At 57.8% G+C, this 15,923-nt stretch carries 11 protein-coding genes; 7 read left to right on the forward strand and 4 right to left on the reverse strand.

Annotation, left to right across the window (positions count from 1 at the left end):
• The first annotated feature begins 141 nt into the window (after nt 1-141).
• Nucleotides 142-1,344, forward strand: coding sequence for an NADP-dependent isocitrate dehydrogenase (locus tag C1719_RS04145; RefSeq protein ID WP_102374022.1), 1,203 nt, complete (start codon nt 142-144; stop codon nt 1,342-1,344).
• A gap of 34 nt (nt 1,345-1,378) precedes the next feature.
• On the opposite strand, the gene C1719_RS04150 is transcribed toward C1719_RS04145, so the two are convergent.
• Complete coding sequence (locus C1719_RS04150) at nt 1,379-3,922, reverse strand: excinuclease ABC subunit UvrA (RefSeq protein ID WP_102374023.1); 2,544 nt, start codon at nt 3,920-3,922, stop codon at nt 1,379-1,381.
• 445 nt (nt 3,923-4,367) lie between these two features.
• Between C1719_RS04150 and C1719_RS04155 the strand changes: the two genes are divergently transcribed.
• A complete protein-coding gene (locus C1719_RS04155) occupies nt 4,368-5,636 on the forward strand; it encodes a RidA family protein (RefSeq protein ID WP_102374024.1) in 1,269 nt (422 codons plus the stop codon).
• A gap of 100 nt (nt 5,637-5,736) precedes the next feature.
• Here the strand turns inward: C1719_RS04155 and C1719_RS04160 are convergent, their stop codons facing one another.
• Nucleotides 5,737-6,951, reverse strand: a complete 1,215-nt coding sequence (locus C1719_RS04160; protein ID WP_219717796.1) for a YcjF family protein — start codon at nt 6,949-6,951, stop codon at nt 5,737-5,739.
• Nucleotides 6,952-7,067: 116 nt separating this feature from the next.
• Complete coding sequence (locus tag C1719_RS04165; RefSeq protein ID WP_102374026.1) at nt 7,068-9,224, reverse strand: Tex family protein; 2,157 nt, start codon at nt 9,222-9,224, stop codon at nt 7,068-7,070.
• Nucleotides 9,225-9,508: 284 nt separating this feature from the next.
• Here C1719_RS04165 and C1719_RS04170 point away from each other — a divergent pair, with 284 nt between their 5' ends.
• The 5 genes from C1719_RS04170 to C1719_RS04195 all read left to right on the forward strand — a co-directional run bounded on the left by C1719_RS04170 (nt 9,509) and on the right by C1719_RS04195 (nt 14,261).
• Complete coding sequence (locus tag C1719_RS04170; protein WP_102374027.1) at nt 9,509-11,305, forward strand: ABC transporter ATP-binding protein; 1,797 nt, start codon at nt 9,509-9,511, stop codon at nt 11,303-11,305.
• Nucleotides 11,306-11,779: 474 nt separating this feature from the next.
• Nucleotides 11,780-12,139: a 3-hydroxyisobutyrate dehydrogenase gene (locus C1719_RS04175; RefSeq protein ID WP_102374028.1), complete on the forward strand. Its 360-nt coding sequence runs from the start codon at nt 11,780-11,782 to the stop codon at nt 12,137-12,139.
• A gap of 350 nt (nt 12,140-12,489) precedes the next feature.
• Nucleotides 12,490-12,876 (forward strand): hypothetical protein, encoded by a 387-nt coding sequence (locus C1719_RS15525; protein ID WP_146007836.1) that lies wholly within the window; start codon nt 12,490-12,492, stop codon nt 12,874-12,876.
• 239 nt (nt 12,877-13,115) lie between these two features.
• A complete protein-coding gene (locus C1719_RS04190) occupies nt 13,116-13,655 on the forward strand; it encodes a hypothetical protein (protein ID WP_102374030.1) in 540 nt (179 codons plus the stop codon).
• Nucleotides 13,656-13,664: 9 nt separating this feature from the next.
• Entirely contained in the window at nt 13,665-14,261 is a 597-nt protein-coding gene (locus C1719_RS04195) for a TetR/AcrR family transcriptional regulator (protein ID WP_102374031.1), read from the forward strand.
• A 587-nt stretch (nt 14,262-14,848) separates the two neighbouring features.
• Here C1719_RS04195 and C1719_RS04200 read toward each other — a convergent pair.
• The gene (locus C1719_RS04200; RefSeq protein WP_013978987.1) at nt 14,849-15,886 is read right to left on the reverse strand and encodes a helix-turn-helix domain-containing protein; all 1,038 of its coding nucleotides are present in this window, start codon (nt 15,884-15,886) and stop codon (nt 14,849-14,851) included.
• Nucleotides 15,887-15,923 lie beyond the last annotated feature (37 nt).

Below are 15,923 nucleotides of genomic sequence, written 5' to 3' on the forward strand. Positions count from 1 at the left end.
TGCGTCGGATTTGGGCTGATTCGGGTTGCATCAAACCAAACTCTGCGATGCTGCGGTATCATTGCCGTATACGTGAAACATGCATGTCAGAGCGCCGCGTGCTGCAGATGCGGCGCCTATGCGAATACGGAAGGGCTTACCATGGCAAAAATCGAAATGACCACGCCGCTTGTCGAGATGGACGGCGACGAGATGACGCGCATCATCTGGCAGATGATCAAAGACGAGCTCATTTCTCCCCATGTTGATCTGAAGACCGAATACTACGATCTGGGCCTCGAGCATCGCAATGCCACCGACGACCAGGTGACGGTTGATTCGGCTGAGGCGACAAAGCGTCTGGGAGTTGCCGTGAAGTGCGCCACCATTACACCGAACGCTGCACGCATGGATGAATACGACCTCAAGAAAATGTGGAAGAGCCCCAACGGCACCATCCGCGCCATGCTCGATGGCACCGTGTTTCGCACGCCCATCGTGGTCAAGGGCATCGAGCCGTGCGTGCGCAACTGGACGCGTCCCATCACGATAGCCCGTCATGCATACGGTGACGTGTACAAGAACGCCGAGATGGTCGTTCCCGGTCCCGGTACGGTGGAGCTGGTCTACACCGCGGCCGACGGCACCGAGACGCGCGAGCTCGTGCACGAATTCGACGGCCCCGGCATCGCCCAGGGCATGCACAACCTCGATTCGTCGATCGGGAGCTTTGCGCGGAGCTGCTTCGAGTATGCGCTCGATACCAAGCAAGATGTCTGGTTTGCCACGAAGGATACGATTTCGAAGAAGTATGACCATCGCTTCAAGGATCTGTTCCAGGAAATCTACGATGCCGAGTACGCCGAGCGGTTCGAGGCGGAGGGCATCGAATATTTCTACACGCTCATCGACGATGCCGTTGCACGCGTCATGAAAGCAGACGGCGGCTTCATCTGGGCGTGCAAGAACTACGATGGCGACGTGATGAGCGATATGGTGTCTTCCGCATTCGGCTCGCTTGCGATGATGACTTCCGTGCTGGTTTCTCCCCAAGGCGTTTACGAATACGAAGCGGCCCACGGTACGGTGCAGCGCCATTACTACAAGCATCTGAAAGGCGAGGAGACCTCGACGAATTCCGTTGCAACCATCTTTGCGTGGACGGGCGCCCTGCGCAAGCGCGGCGAACTCGACGGGCTTTCCGATCTGGTTGCTTTTGCCGATCGCCTGGAGAAAGCCACGCTCGATACGATCGAGGCAGGGGAGATGACGGGTGATTTGGCTCGCATCACATCTTTGGAGAACCCGACTGCGCTTAGCACGCATGGGTTCATCCTCGCTATTGCCGAGCGCCTGAGGGCGTAAGGCGCACGAGGGCCCCGCGATGCGTCCCGCGGGGTCAGCCGTGCAACGATAGGTATCGCCCCGTAACGCTTGCCGGGTTGGCGGCTATTTCTTCGGGTGTGCCGGCGGCGACGATGCGACCGCCTGCTTCGCCGCCGCCCGGTCCCATGTCGATGACGTAATCGGCGTTTGCGATGACGTCGAGATCGTGTTCGATCACTATAACCGTTGCGCCGCGCTCAACGAGGCTTTGGAAGACTTCGAGCAAAACGCGAACATCGAGGGGATGAAGGCCGATGGTCGGTTCGTCGAAAACGAACACCGCATCGCCTTGCATGCGCCCCATTTCGCTTGCGAGCTTGAGCCGTTGCGCTTCGCCGCCCGAGAGCAAGGGAGTTGCCTCCCCGAGCGCGAGGTAGCCCAAACCGAGATCGCACAGGGTTTGCAGCTTTCCGTTCGCCCTCTTCAGGTCGGCGGTATGTACGCGCGCTTCGTCAACGCTCATGCTCATAAGCTGCGGAAGCGAAAGCCCTCTGGCTGCGCCGTCTTTTTCCGGCCGGTGAATGCGCGCGGCCTCTTCGCCGTAGCGGGATCCGCCGCATGCGGGACAGGTGATGTCCACATCCGGCAAAAACTGCACATCCAAGCCGATGGAGCCCGTGCCATCGCACACGGGGCAGCGCAGCGATCCGGTGTTGTAGGAGAAATCGCCCGCTTTGAGTCCCATCGCCCGAGCTTCTTCGGTGCGGGCGAAAGCGCGCCTGAGTTCATCGTGCGCCCCCGAATAGGTTGCAACGGTCGATCGCACGTTGATTCCGATCGGCGTAGCGTCGATGAGGTTTGCGCGCGTGATCCCGTCGGCGTCGATGCGCTTTATATGAGAGGGCGTGTTCGCAGGCGACGCTATTGATACGAGCGCGGGAACGAGGCTTTCCAGCACGAGGGTTGTTTTGCCCGACCCCGATACTCCCGTTACGACGGTAAGGCGTCCCCGGGGAAAGTCGACCTCGAGGGGCCCTACGGTGTGCAGCGCTTCGGTTTCAAGATGGATGCCGCCGATGTCGAACACGCTGTGCGAACGCGCCCGCTCGCGCACGCGTACCGACTCCGCGCCCGAGAGGAATCCGCCGATGCGCGAGGCGGGATTCTGCTCGATATCGCTCAGGGAGCCTTGGGCGATCACGCGGCCTCCATCGCTGCCCGCCGAGGGCCCTATTTCGATCAGATGATCGGCTTGCGCTAGGATATGGGTATCGTGATCGACCATGACGATTGTGTTTCCGTCCTCTAGCAGATCGCGCATGACTGCGAGGAGCCCGTCTATGTTCGAGGGGTGAAGACCGATGGACGGCTCGTCGAGAACGTAGAGCACGCCGGTCGTGCGATTTCGGACGGCGCGGGCCAGCTGGACGCGCTGGCGTTCTCCTGTCGACAGCGTGGAGCTTGCGCGGTCGAGGGAGAGGTAATCGAGCCCCAGATCGGTGAGCCTCCGGGCTGTATGGGAGAAGGATTCGCAGATGCTTTGCGCCAGCGGTCTCATTTCTTCGGGCAGGGTTTCGGGTACGCTGGAGACCCACTGCGTCAGATCGCCCAGGGTTTTTTCGGTGGCCTGCGCCAGATCGATGCCCGCTACGTGCGGTTCGAGGGCATGCTGGGAGAGACGCGTTCCCTTGCAGGTGGGGCAGGGGCCTTCCTTAAGGAACCGCGATACCCGTTTGAGGCCCTTTTCATCCTTCACTTTCGAGAGCGCATTCTCGACGGTTTTTACGGCGTTGTAGTACGTGAAGTCAAGTTCGGCGAAGGTATCGGTTTTCTTCGCCTTGTACAGAATGTGCTTCTTTTCGGCGGGTCCGTTGAAAACGATGTCGCGCTCTTCGGAGGTAAGTTGATTGAACGGAACGTCGGTGCGCACGCCCATTTCCCCGGCAACCTGCTTCATGAGATCCCACATCAAAGTGTTCCAGGGCAACACCGCCCCCTCGTCGATGGAGAGCGACTCGTCGGGCACGAGCGACGCTTTATCGACCGTGCGCACAATGCCGGTGCCCTCGCATTCGGGGCAGGCTCCATCGCTGTTGAATGCCAGCGACTCGGCTCCCGGGCCGAAAAACTCGACGCCGCATTCAGGGCATGTTATAGGTTGCTCGGCTGCGACGGCAAGCGTTGGGGGCACCCGATGCCCGTTGGGGCATACATGGCTGCCGACACGCGAGAACAGGAGTCGGAGACTGTTCAGCAGCTCCGTTGATGTGCCGAATGTGCTGCGCACCCCAGCGATGCTCGGGCGTTGGTGCAGGGCAAGCGCGGCAGGTACGTGGAGGACTTCGTCGACGTCGGCGCGACCTGCTTGCGCTATGCGTCTGCGCGTGTAGGTGGAAAGCGCCTCAAGATAGCGGCGCGAGCCTTCTGCATAGAGAACGCCGAGGGCGAGCGACGATTTGCCCGACCCCGATACTCCGGCAATGCCGACAAGCTGATTGAGGGGAACGTCGACATCGATGTTTTTCAGGTTGTGCACCCGTGCGCCGCGTACCTCGATACGGTCGGGCACCTGACTGGACGAGTGGGGGACGGGTGCGCTTGCGTCTAGGTTGGTCATTTTTGCCTCACGGGTTGCGAACGGATGCTGCCCGTTATTGTACCGCGTAACGGGGAGGAAGATCGCGCTCGCAACCGTTACGGGCAGATGGCTGTTTTCGGGTAGAAGAAGTTTTGGTTAGACGATGGAGACGGCCGGTGCTTCGAAATCTATTCGGTGAGCGGTAGGTGCGGTAAACCTGCATGAAACCATGGCGGGTGACGAGATTTCTGCATGGCCTGTGCGGGAGCTTCCATTTTTTGACGGCAAGCGGCTGGGAGGCGTGTTCCGGCATATCGAAAATATGGCGAAACACGAATTGTGCACCTGCACAAAACTGTATAATGCAGCCTTCCCGAAAGACCGAGGGTCGGCGGCCGAACGGTACGCCCCTTCGTCGGGAGATGGGCCTGTAAGGCTCGGTTCGCAGGCAGACAGGCGAAACATCCTAAAGGAGGGCACTATCATGAGCGGCGATAACGTGGTATTGGCAAGAAACACGGATCAGGCACCCCGAAGCCCCTACTATTCGCAAACGGTTGCTTTTTCCCACTACAATAATTTTTCAGCCCAGCTTCCGATTGACCCGAAGACAGGAGAGCTGGTGTCGGGCGGCGTCGAAAAGCAAGCGGAGCAGTGTTTTAGGAACATCAGGGCCATTGCGGAAAGCATTGGCCACAGCATGAACGACGTTATCAGGATTACGGTGTTCGTCACGAACATTGAAGACGTTGACGCAATCGACGGCGTGTACCGATCGTATTTCCCGACGTATCTTCCCGCCCGCACGACGGTGGCCGTTGCCGCTTTGCCGATGGACGCTTCGGTGTTCGTCGAGGCGCTTCTTTCGAATGGGGAGGGCACGATCCCGAACGCTCCTCAGGCGGGGGATCTGGTCAAGCTGACGAACAACACGGCGAATGCGCCGATCGATGCGCTGTCGACCCAGACGGTCGCCTTCTCCCACTACAACAACATCTCGGCGCAGCTTCCCGTTGATCCGAAGTCCGGTCAGATCGTGGTTGGCGGCGCGAGGGAGCAAGCTGCGCAGTGCTTGAAAAATATCAAGGCGATCCTCGAAAGCATCGATGTGCCTTTCGACGATATCGTGAAGACGACCGTTTTTCTCAAAAGCCTTTCGGACATCGAGGCGGTTGACGAGGCGTATGCGAGGTTCTTTCCCGATTCCGGCATCGCCCGTGCCGTGGGGTATGTCCCCGCGCGAACGGTTATCGAGGCATCGGCGTTGCCTTTGCATGCCCTGGTGCAGATCGAAGCCGTCGTTTCGCATGGCGACGGCACGCCGCCTCAGGCTGTCGAAGACAGGCACGGGCTTATCGTGGAGGCCGCCAACACGGCGAATGCGCCGATCGATGCGCTGTCGACCCAGACGGTCGCCTTCTCCCACTACAACAACATCTCGGCCCAGCTGCCGATCGATCCAGAAACCGGTACGCTGGTTTCCGGAGGCGTTGCCGAACAGACCGCTCAGTGCTTGAAGAACATCAAGGCGATCATCGAGAGCGTCGGTCATGCGATGGGGGATGCGGTCAAGGTGAACATTTGCCTTAGGAACATCGAAGACCTCGATGCCGCAAACGAAGCTTACGCTGCGTTCTTTCCCGAGGGAAAGCCTGCGCGAAGGGTGATCGGGGTCGGGAATTTGCCGATGGGGGCTCTCGTGCAAATCGATGCGATCTTCGGAAATGCCGAGGGCACGCCTCCGACGGCGTAATCGGGCGGTTTTGCGCTGCTGGCGCCTGACCGATCCGTTGCGATGCGTCGCGCCCGAAGCTGCTGGTGCAGTTTCGGGCGCGTTTTTCGGATGCGTTAGACTATTGGTTTGCCGCTCCGCTTTTGCCTGAAGCGCCGAACGCTGCGGCAAGCAGATCCGCAATGAGCTTACTGGTATCCTTTGCTACGCCGTTTTCGGATACCTCCTTGACGACCTGCGCCACTTTGTCTACGAATTGGCTTGAAAGGCTCGACTCGATAACGTTTTTCAGCCAGTCAATGTCTGCGATGCTCTTCTCGCCGGTGTATACCTTTTCGAATGCATATATCGAGCCTTCTCCGATAGCGGCAACGATGCTTCCCGCAATGACCGCATTGAGCACGCTTGCGGCAATGTTGATTCCTGGTATTGCTTTCAGGGCGCTGATGGCTGTTTTTGCAGCTATGCTTGCGGTTCCGACTTCAACGATCGAGCTAAGGAACCGCTTGGAGTCCTCGTCTTTCTTTATGCCGTACAGTTGGGCAAGCGAGTTGATTTCAAGAATTTCAATGGGTGCGAGAATCGCTGCGTCTGCGAATGGGATTGGGGCGGCTCCTACCGCTACGGCCGCCGTCGTGGACGCCCCCACGATGCTCTGTGCGAGAGCCCTCTTCCTTTTGAGCTTGAACGCAAACAGATCCTTCTCTCCGGCCTTTAGACCTTCGGGCATCACTTCGTTCGTTGCGTCAATCAGTTCGGTGATCCCTTCGGGAGCGGCAAACGCCGTGTCGTTCAGCCTGTATGTTGCGGCGACAACCGGAATTACTTTGCGCAGGTTCTTTGCGTATCTCTTCTGATTGGCGAAGGCGTTGTTCACCATCTCGATATTGCGACTTCGCTCGGGTGCCGAGTACGACTTGGTGATAACGACGATGACGGGGATGCTTTCCCACATTGCCGTAGCCCTCGAAAGGTCTTTGATCGCTTTTGGGAACAGCTTGCTCGTTGTCCCTTCGACGCAGAACCAGATCACGTTGATCTTGTTGTCTTCACATCCTTCTTTGGCGCTGTTCCTGGACCATTTCTTAACAGCGTTGATGGCTTTGCGTTCCTTCACGAACGAGGGTTCGAAGCCTACGGAATCGATGATCCTGAACGGAATCGACTCGCTTTCGTATATATCGAGCTTATCCGTTGTTCCCGATGTGCCCCAGCCCGTTACCGCTACGTCTTCTCCAAGCACCGCATTGATCAAGGTCGACTTTCCGACTCCTGAGTTTCCGATGACGAGAACGTTTCCCCGGCCTACCGACTCGAATGACTTTGCGTTTTCCATGGCAGTCCTCCTGCACCTATGATGTGTAACCTGCATTCTATATCAGGGTATGTAAAATCCGCGAGGGCAGTCTTTCTTTAAAAGGGAAAAGCCCCTGGTATTCTTGTTCCATGGCGCTACATCTTTTCTTTCACCATGGTGAGCGAGATTTTTCCCCGCTCCTTGTCTATGCCGGTCACCCAGACGGTGACGGTGTCTCCCACCGATGCCGCTTCGCTCGGGTGCCTGACGAAGCGATCCGCCATTTTGGAGATGTGGACGAGCCCATCTTGTTTCACGCCGATATCCACGAACGCGCCGAAATCGACGACGTTGCGCACGGTGCCCATAAGCTCCATGCCCACGGAGAGGTCGTCGAACTCGCGAACGCTTCTGCTGAATACGATCGCGGGGGCGTCGTCGCGAGGGTCGCGCCCTGGTTTTTCCAGCTCGGCGATGATGTCTTGGAGGGTCGGCAGCCCCACGCCGAGCTCTGTCGCCAGCGCGGATGCATCGCCGACGCGCTCTGCGATATCGGGTATGCCCCCGCGGGTCAGCGCTTCGGGTTTCAGGTTGCCCCGTTTGAGAACCTCGCGTGCGACAGGATAGCTTTCGGGGTGGACGCTCGTCGCATCAAGGGGATTCTTGCCGCCTTCGATGCGCAGGAATCCCGCGCAGTTCTGGAAGGCTTTGGCACCCAGCTTGGGAACCTTCTTGAGTTCTCTGCGATCGGAAAACGCTCCGTGCTCTTCGCGATAGGCGACGATGTTCTTCGCTACGGCGGCGTTGATGCCGGAAACGTAGCCGAGCAGGCTCACGCTTGCCGTGTTGAGATCGACGCCTACGCGGTTGACGACGTTTTCGACGACGCCCGTCAAGGCGCGCTCGAGCGCAGCTTGGTTGAGGTCGTGCTGATATTGTCCGACGCCGATTGACTGAGGCGGGATTTTCACGAGCTCCGCAAGCGGGTCTTGCAGTCGACGGCCGAGGCTCATGGCCCCGCGGGTGGTTACGTCGAGGTCAGGGTACTCTTCGCTTGCCAATTTTGACGCCGAATAAACGGAGGCGCCCGCTTCGTTGACGATGGTGTATTGGATGGGCTCGTTCGATTGCGCGATGAAATCGGCTACGACTTCTTCGGTTTCGCGACTGCCCGTTCCGTTTCCGATGACGATGACGTTGACCCGATGCTTCTGCACGTAATGCGCAAGCTTGCGTTGCGTCTCCTTGATTTCCGAACGAGGGGGCGTGGGGTAGACGGTCGTGTAGTCTAAAAGTTTCCCGTACTCGTCCAAGACGGCGAGTTTGCATCCCGTCCTGTATCCCGGATCGAGCGCGATGACCCGCGCTCCACGGACGGGGCGCTGCTGCAGAAGCGCTTCCGTGTTCTTGGCGAACACCCGAATGGCATCGGTTTGGGCGCGATCGGTGAGCTCGGAGCGAATCTCGCGTTCGAGCGAGGGGGCGATCAGTCGCTTGTAACCGTCCGCAATAGCCTCCTTCAGGGCTTGGGTGAAAGGCGAGCCGTTCTGCTTGACCATGCGCTGTTCGAGCCGTGCGATGGCAGCGCTTGCATCCGCCTGCACCTTCACCTTGAGCTTTCGCTCTTTCTCTCCGCGATCGATGGCAAGGATTCGATGGTTGGGGATCTTCGTGATCGGTTCGGAAAAACCGTAGTATGCGTCGTAGACGGTTTTCTCGTCTTCGTTGATGCCCTCGACGGCGATGGCACCCTGTTTTTTTGTGAGGTCGCGCAGCGATGCGGTGTGTTCGGCATCGTCTGCGATGGTTTCAGCGACGATGTCCTGAGCTCCTTGCAGGGCGGCTTCGGGTGAGCCGTACCCGCCATCGGCGTTCACGTATTGCGCCGCTATCGCCAAGGGGTCGCAGCGCTGCGGATCCTGCGCGAGAATGAGCGCGGCGAGTGGTTCGAGTCCCGCATCGCGGGCTTTCGAGGCACGGGTCGCGCGCTTCTTCTTGTAGGGCTTGTACAGGTCTTCCACTCGCTGCAATACTGTGGTCGCCTCGATTTTCGAACGGAGCTCGGGCGTGAGCTTCCCCTGCTCTTCGATCGAGCTTAGAACCTCGACTTTGCGAGCTTCAAGGTTTCTGAGGTAGGTTAGGCGCTCGTCGAAATCGCGGAGCGTCGCGTCGTCGATACCGCCCGTCGCCTCCTTGCGGTATCGCGCTATGAAAGGTATCGTGTTGCCGTCGTCGACCAGATCGATGACGGCCTTGACTTGCGCAACGCTCAGGTTGAGCTCTTGCGCGATGAGGCTTTGGATGTTCGGCACTGCTTCTTTCCCGCTTTCGGCTTCTTCGATGTTGATTCTCGATGGACTCTCGTGCGGCCGAGCGCGTCGGCCGACACGTCATTATACGTGACGGGCGCCGAAAGCAGTATGGGGGCGATTGAGGCAACGCCGTGCTTGGGCGGGCCTTTCCGCTCAGAGCTTTGCCAACGGAAAGGAAGATGCCTACACTGGCGCGTAAAGAAGCCTAGCCGACGTTCGCCGCAGGCTTGGCAGTGTGCTTGTGGCATAATCATGCTGAACGAAGAAAGTGGAAGGAACTCAGCATGTCACGGAAAAGCGCACCGTCTACGACGCGCCGCACGCTTCATTATTTCTGGTTGGTCACTCGCAGGCATTGGGGGCTGTTCGCCGCGCTCATGGCGTCGACGTTTCTGTTCGTGGCGTTGCTTTCCTACGGCAATCCCTACGTGATGAGCCTGGTGGTTGATCGCGTGAGTGCGGGCCCGGTTGGGGCCGACGAGGTGTTCTCGGTGTTCGGCCCTTACATTGCCGCGCTCATCGGCATCAACGTAGCCGGCCAGGCGGCGAGCAAGCTGCAGGATTACACCATGTACCGGCTCGAGATCGCAGCCTCCTACGATTTGGCAACCATGTCGTTCGATGCGCTGTGCAACCAATCCATGTCGTTTCATTCCAACCGCTTCGGCGGTACGCTCGTAAGCCAGACCACCAAATTCATGAGCTCCTACCAGATGCTCTTGGAGACCGTGACGTTTCCTTTTCTGCCGGTCATCTGCTCGGTTGTGTTCACATGCGCCATCCTCGCGCCGCGGGTTCCGGTATACGTGGCCATTCTCATGGTGCTGCTCGCGATCTACGCGGGCGTGTCCTACTACATGTACAAGCGCATCCTGCGCCTGAACGAACAGGCCGCGAGCGCCCAGAACCAGCTCTCGGGCGAGCTTTCCGATTCGGTGGCCAACATCCTCGCGGTGAAGACCTACGGACGGGAAGACTACGAGAAGGGGCTTTTCGACGAGGCGAACCGCGAAGTGGTGGCGCGCGACTCCAAGCGCATGTGGGCTTCGCTTACGCGCGGCATCGTGACGGCGGCCATCACCATCGCCATCATGAGCGTGGTGGCGGTGTTCATCGCGGGCGGCAACGCCTGGTACGGCATCACGCCGGGTACGCTTGTGGTGATGTTCACCTACACCTACACGGTGACGAACCAGTTCAACTTCATCAACAACGGCCTGCAGCGCTTCAACCGCGCCTTCGGCGATGCGAGCGGCATGACCGTGATCCTTGACGAGCCGCGGCTTGTGGATGACAAGCCGGGGGCGCCGGAACTCGTGGTGAGCGAAGGGGCCATCGACTTCGAGGGCATCGATTTCTGGTACACCGACGGAGATGCGCGCACGCAGGTCTTCGACAAGTTCGAGCTGCACATTCCTGCCGGCCAGCGCGTGGGGCTCGTCGGGATGAGCGGAGCGGGGAAGACCACGCTCACGAAGCTTTTGCTGCGCCTTTCCGACATCCAGGAGGGCCGCATTCTCGTGGACGGTCAGAACGTTGCCGACACCACGCAGCAGTCGTTGCGCCGCCAGATCGCCTACGTGCCGCAGGAGGCGCTTCTGTTTCACCGCTCCATCGCCGAGAACATCGCCTACGGGCGGCCCGAGTCCACTATGGACGAGATTCGCGAGGCGGCGCGTCAGGCCAACGCGCTCGAGTTCATCGAGCGGCTTCCGCAGGGATTTGAGACCGTCACGGGCGAGCGCGGCGTGAAGCTTTCGGGCGGTCAGCGCCAGCGCATCGCGATCGCTCGGGCGCTTCTGGCGGACTGTCCTGTGCTGGTGCTCGACGAGGCCACAAGCGCGCTCGATTCGGAAAGCGAGCAGCTCGTGCAAGATGCGCTCGCGACCCTCATGCGCGGGCGCACTTCGATCGTCGTGGCGCATCGTCTCTCGACCGTGGCGAGCCTTGACCGGATCGTCGTGCTTGAAGGGGGCAAGGTGGTCGAAGACGGCCCTCACGCCGAGCTGATCGCGGCCGAAGGCGAGTACGCCCATCTGTGGGGCAGGCAGACCGGCGCGTATTTGGAGGAAGAGGGCTAAACTCTGCATTTCCGCCATGCCGGCGTCTGGGGCAGACGGATAAGGCGGATGCCCTTTGCTGCCTTAGCGGAGCTGGCGAGTCGTCGGGGGATGTCGCGATTGGCGGCGGCCTTGTGGGTATCGAGACATCGATGGCGAGCGGCTTGTTTCCGCCGATTACGTTGTGGCGGCTATCGGGTCAAGGCCGCGTGATGCTCGAGCCATCGAGGGATACTGCGAAAAAGCGGGTATTGATTGCGTTTCGATAGGTGACGCGAAGCGCGCCCGGCGAGCCATAGACGCAATACGGGAGGCGTACGACGTGGCGCGCTCTCTCTAATGGCGCGGCTTGCGGCATCATGCATGAGCAGAAGCGCTCTTGCGCAGATTCGCTTGTGATCGTGCCGGTGGAGTCTTTGGTGGAAATCCCCGGTTGGTGCCGAGGGCGGTCAGTGATACGATGTGCACGTCGGTATCGAGTGCAAGGGAGTTGCAATGGAGAAAGAACTACTCGAATTCGTAGCTGAGCGCGCTGAGGTCCTCTCTGTTTCTGGAGCCAGCAAGCAAGAGACCAAGGAAGCCGCGCTTGCGTGGAAGAGCGTCGCCGAAGGTGCAGACGACGAGGCGCTCGAGGCCGCCACCGCTGAGTTTATCGACTTTCTCGAGGGGCGACCGAACACCGTGGACGGGGTTATCGCTTTCGCGCAAGGTCCTGCCGTCGAGATGTTCGGCAAGGAAGCCGCCGATCAGATTCTCGCCCAACAGCTTGAGCGCAAGGAGCGGGGCGAGAAGTACTGCGACTGCGATGCATGTACGGCCGCGGTGGAGCTTCTTTCCAAGTTCGGGCGGATCTAGACCGAGCTCTTGGGCGGGAGTCCGAGGGCAGCGTTTGCCGTTCTTCATTCGATACGGTTGAGCATTCGGTTGCTCCGTTCATCTTGCCTCCTGGATCGCCCAAGCGGGAATGGCTGCGACGTTCGTTGCGAGTATCGCGCTCTGGTAATGTTGCGCGGTATTTCACCATCGAAATCTTCTGGTGCAAAAATCGCCTCGTATAAGAAACCATTGGGCAGCGGGTATTCGCTGGACTCCATGATTCCGATTACGTATTCGTGCGTCGCTTCTTCAAGGCATCGAACATCTCTTTGGATAGCATGTCTTGTTACGACTCTAATTTATCGAGAATGGCTTCGTATGTTTAGGGTATGAACGTCAACGTGGCCGTCAACAAGAGCTACTCGTCTCTTCGCCTTCTCGACCAACTCAGTCAGGATTTTAAGGGCGCCGTAGATCTGGCCGTTAAAGAAAATGGTCTGCGGGGCCCTTTTGGCATCATGGGCTTTCGGATATCCGAACACTTGCTCGAAGCGTTCGTCGGTACGATGCCGATACTCAATCTGGCTATCTTCCATCACGTCTATTCGTTGCAGGAGTCTGGCACTGTTGGCATTAAAACGCCGCATGTCGACGAACGCGTCCATGATTGTAATGTTTGTCGGAACAACTGTGTCGCTGCTTTAAGAGGGCAATCTAATGGTACGCAATTGCGCTCAGCATTGTCTGGGAAAGCGGGAGGTAAGCTTATTGCCTAAATAGCTGATCGCGAGTGCCAGTGCGCAGAAAAACAGCAGTCATCATTCAGGCCAAGAATGCCTGCAAGGGGTAGGTTGATAGGGAACCTGGGCTTCGCCTTGCAGGTAATGGCGGCGACGATCAAGCATCGCGATCGCTTTCGATAGGGTTCTTATTCTGGTCTCGCAGCTTGTGCTTTCTTTTGAAAGGGTGTATTATTTTATTTAATACAACTGTATTAAATAAGGGAAGTGATGAAATGCTGATTGGCTTGATTGTATTTTGCGAGGTCATGTTTTGGGTGTTTATCGTATCTGGACTCTTTGCGCGATATGTTTTGAAGAAGAAAAAGCTTGGCATGGTGCTGCTTGCTCTCTCGCCGGTGGTGGATGTGGTGTTGCTAGGGGCTACCGCAGTCGATTTGCATGGCGGGGGAGAAGCAGCTTTTGCCCATGCGCTTGCAGCAATTTACCTAGGAGTTTCGCTTGTTTTCGGTAAGAAGATGGTGGCGTGGGCCGACGCTTGGTTTTCCTATCGTTTTGCGGACGGCCCGCGTCCTCCCAAAAAGCCGAAAGCAGGAAAAGCGCATGCAGCACTAGAGCGATTAGGGTGGCTGCGCCACCTTGCGGCGTATACAATCGGCTGTGTCATAATGGGAGTTCTCATGGTGATTTCCTCAAGCCAACAGGCCTCAGAGGTATTCTTTGGAACTATGGGCACCTGGGGAATTATCCTTCTTGTCGATTTTGCAATAAGTTTTAGCTATACCCTTTTCCCGCGAAAGGAAAAGCGGGCATAGGAGCCAGACATGCCAAAGATTGTAGATGAAACCGCCAGACAACAAGCAATAGGCCAGGCCGTTTGGCGTATTGCCGAGACCGAGGGTCTGCACCAGGCAACGGTGAGGCGTGTGGCCGAGGAAGCCGGGCTTTCGGTGGGGTCGCTCAGAAGGTCTTTCCCGACCCAGGCAAGCCTGTACGAATACGCTATGGCGTTGATAATCGAGCGACTTGAGGGTCGGCTTGGCGATGGGAAGGGGATTGCGCAGGTAGCTCCCTTGGAGCAAGTTGTTATCTTGCTGAAGAACTTCCTTCCTTTAGGGGATGAACAGGCCACCGAGATGCGTGTATGGCTGTCTTTCAGCGCGGAAGCGCAGCATAGCGTGGCGCTACGATCCCTCAACGATTCCATGTTTGATCGTACGCGCGGATATATGGTCTCAGTGTTGCAGTATCTTGTAGAGCAAGAAGTTCTTGCCGAGGACATCGACCTTAACAAGGAGGCAGGCGCATTGCATGCCTTTCTCGACGGGCTAACGCTTCACTGTCTTTTGAGGCCCGAGGTGGTTACGGAGGAAAAAGTCGATGAGGCGCTGAGAAGTTACTTTGATCGGATGATCGCTTGATTGCGAAGAGGGCCTTTAGGGGTTATCGCGCAAGAAGACCGGGGTGTTCAAATTTGTTCGTCCGGTTCAAGTGGCGATAGAATTCGAGCTAGCGCGATAAAAAAGACGGATTGCCAAAACAAGCAATCCGTCTTTTTGTTCGTTCAGTTGCAGCAAGAGCAAAACCTCAGCTTCTTGCTTTACTCCCACTCGATAAAACAATAGTGTTCCATTTTTACGATTTCGTCCTTGTTTTATCCGCAGTTTCTTCTCGTTGTCAGCTGTATTCGGTTGGCCTCTCTCAGAGAAAACTCATCCCAAACTCAGCTCTTTTCACTTTACCATTTCGTGAGTTTTACGCCTGAGTTTAGACGAAGGATGGATTTGCTGCGTGACCTGTGAAAACCCGCTATCCCCGTTCGATTGAATCCTTTTCTTTCGAATGAAACCCCCATCGAGAACGCGACTACGACAAGGGTTCTTGATACCCTTCATTTCGAGTCGGCTTGCCAAGCATCATTCTGATCGAAACTCAAAGGGGGCAAGTTCGCTCTTCAGAAGGATTTCGCTGTCATTCCAGAACAAACTCACGACATCTCCGAAGATAGCTAAGAATGAGATTCCACCTCGCTAACGTAGGAGCGCCTGCTTGCGAGGACATCCAGCAATTTCGATTCCGGGTCGTCATCGAAGGTGACCTTCGCGATCGATCTCCACTTGCGTGGGGGCATGCCGACCGATTTCGCGAAGAGGGCGGAGAAGCTTGTTGCTCGTGCATACCCGCAACGATGCGCTACCTCGTCTATGCTCATATCATGGTCGGTGAGCAGTCTTTTCGCCAGCTCGATTCTTTCCGAGGAGACGAACTCGGTCACCGTCAATCCCGTCACCTGCTTGAATGTCTTCTTGAACTTGGTTGACCCCATGTTCGCGGCCTCGAGCAGATCCTTCTGCCTGATTGCACCGCCTAGGTTGTTCTCGATGTACGATATGGCTCTCGCGATCGAAAGGCGGTCCTGCTCGGCCACTCCCTCGCACAGGCTCTCTCTCATCTTAAGCAGCCTCGCCATCACCAGGTTCGCGATTCCGGAATACAGGAGGCCCGCTTCCGGTCCCGGGATCTCCCTTGGAGTTATCTTGCCGAGCATCTCTGCTATTTCCGGATCCCAGGAAGCCTGGTTCCTAAGGCCCTTCAGACTGGTCGCCAGCGGTTTCAGCGCCTTGTCGATTCTTTCTCCGAAGACGCTTCGGCAGTATTCGTCGTAATACTCGATCTCTGTGTAGGAGAATCTCGCTCCTTTTGGCAGAAGGACCGAACTCGTCTTGGGCGTCGTCTCCAAGAAGGCGGAGACGCTCGCTTGCGGCAAAAGGCCATGCCTTTCGCGGCGGACGGCAAAGTACCCGCCAGAATCGAAACAGAAGGGCAGGGGTTCTTTCAAAGTGAAATCGCAGCAGACGACGGAGAAGAACCGCCGCGCCTCCCACGCCCAGTACCACCCCTCGCATCTGCGCCCGTCGCCTTCGAAGAGGGACCCCTCTCCGTTCCATCCATCTGCCAAGACGAGGCCGATTGGCTCAAGCGAGGCCGCAAAGGTCTCCGCCGCGGCTTGGGCGGCGTGGGAGAACATCGTTTCCTTGTCGTCCATCTTCCGATCCTTTTATTCGCGTTCGGACGCAATTCTT

This window comes from Raoultibacter massiliensis, assembly GCF_900199545.1.
GTDB classification, from domain to species: Bacteria; Actinomycetota; Coriobacteriia; order Coriobacteriales; family Eggerthellaceae; genus Raoultibacter; species Raoultibacter massiliensis.

Excerpts from the sequence above, each read along its gene's own strand:
- C1719_RS04145 (WP_102374022.1), top strand. The coding sequence starts at position 142 with ATGGCAAAAATCGAAATGACCACGCCGCTTGTCGAGATGGACGGCGAC.
- C1719_RS04150 (WP_102374023.1), bottom strand. The coding sequence starts at position 3,922 with ATGACCAACCTAGACGCAAGCGCACCCGTCCCCCACTCGTCCAGTCAG.
- C1719_RS04155 (WP_102374024.1), top strand. The coding sequence starts at position 4,368 with ATGAGCGGCGATAACGTGGTATTGGCAAGAAACACGGATCAGGCACCC.
- C1719_RS04160 (WP_219717796.1), bottom strand. The coding sequence starts at position 6,951 with ATGGAAAACGCAAAGTCATTCGAGTCGGTAGGCCGGGGAAACGTTCTC.
- C1719_RS04170 (WP_102374027.1), top strand. The coding sequence starts at position 9,509 with ATGTCACGGAAAAGCGCACCGTCTACGACGCGCCGCACGCTTCATTAT.
- C1719_RS04175 (WP_102374028.1), top strand. The coding sequence starts at position 11,780 with ATGGAGAAAGAACTACTCGAATTCGTAGCTGAGCGCGCTGAGGTCCTC.
- C1719_RS15525 (WP_146007836.1), top strand. The coding sequence starts at position 12,490 with ATGAACGTCAACGTGGCCGTCAACAAGAGCTACTCGTCTCTTCGCCTT.
- C1719_RS04190 (WP_102374030.1), top strand. The coding sequence starts at position 13,116 with ATGCTGATTGGCTTGATTGTATTTTGCGAGGTCATGTTTTGGGTGTTT.
- C1719_RS04195 (WP_102374031.1), top strand. The coding sequence starts at position 13,665 with ATGCCAAAGATTGTAGATGAAACCGCCAGACAACAAGCAATAGGCCAG.
- C1719_RS04200 (WP_013978987.1), bottom strand. The coding sequence starts at position 15,886 with ATGGACGACAAGGAAACGATGTTCTCCCACGCCGCCCAAGCCGCGGCG.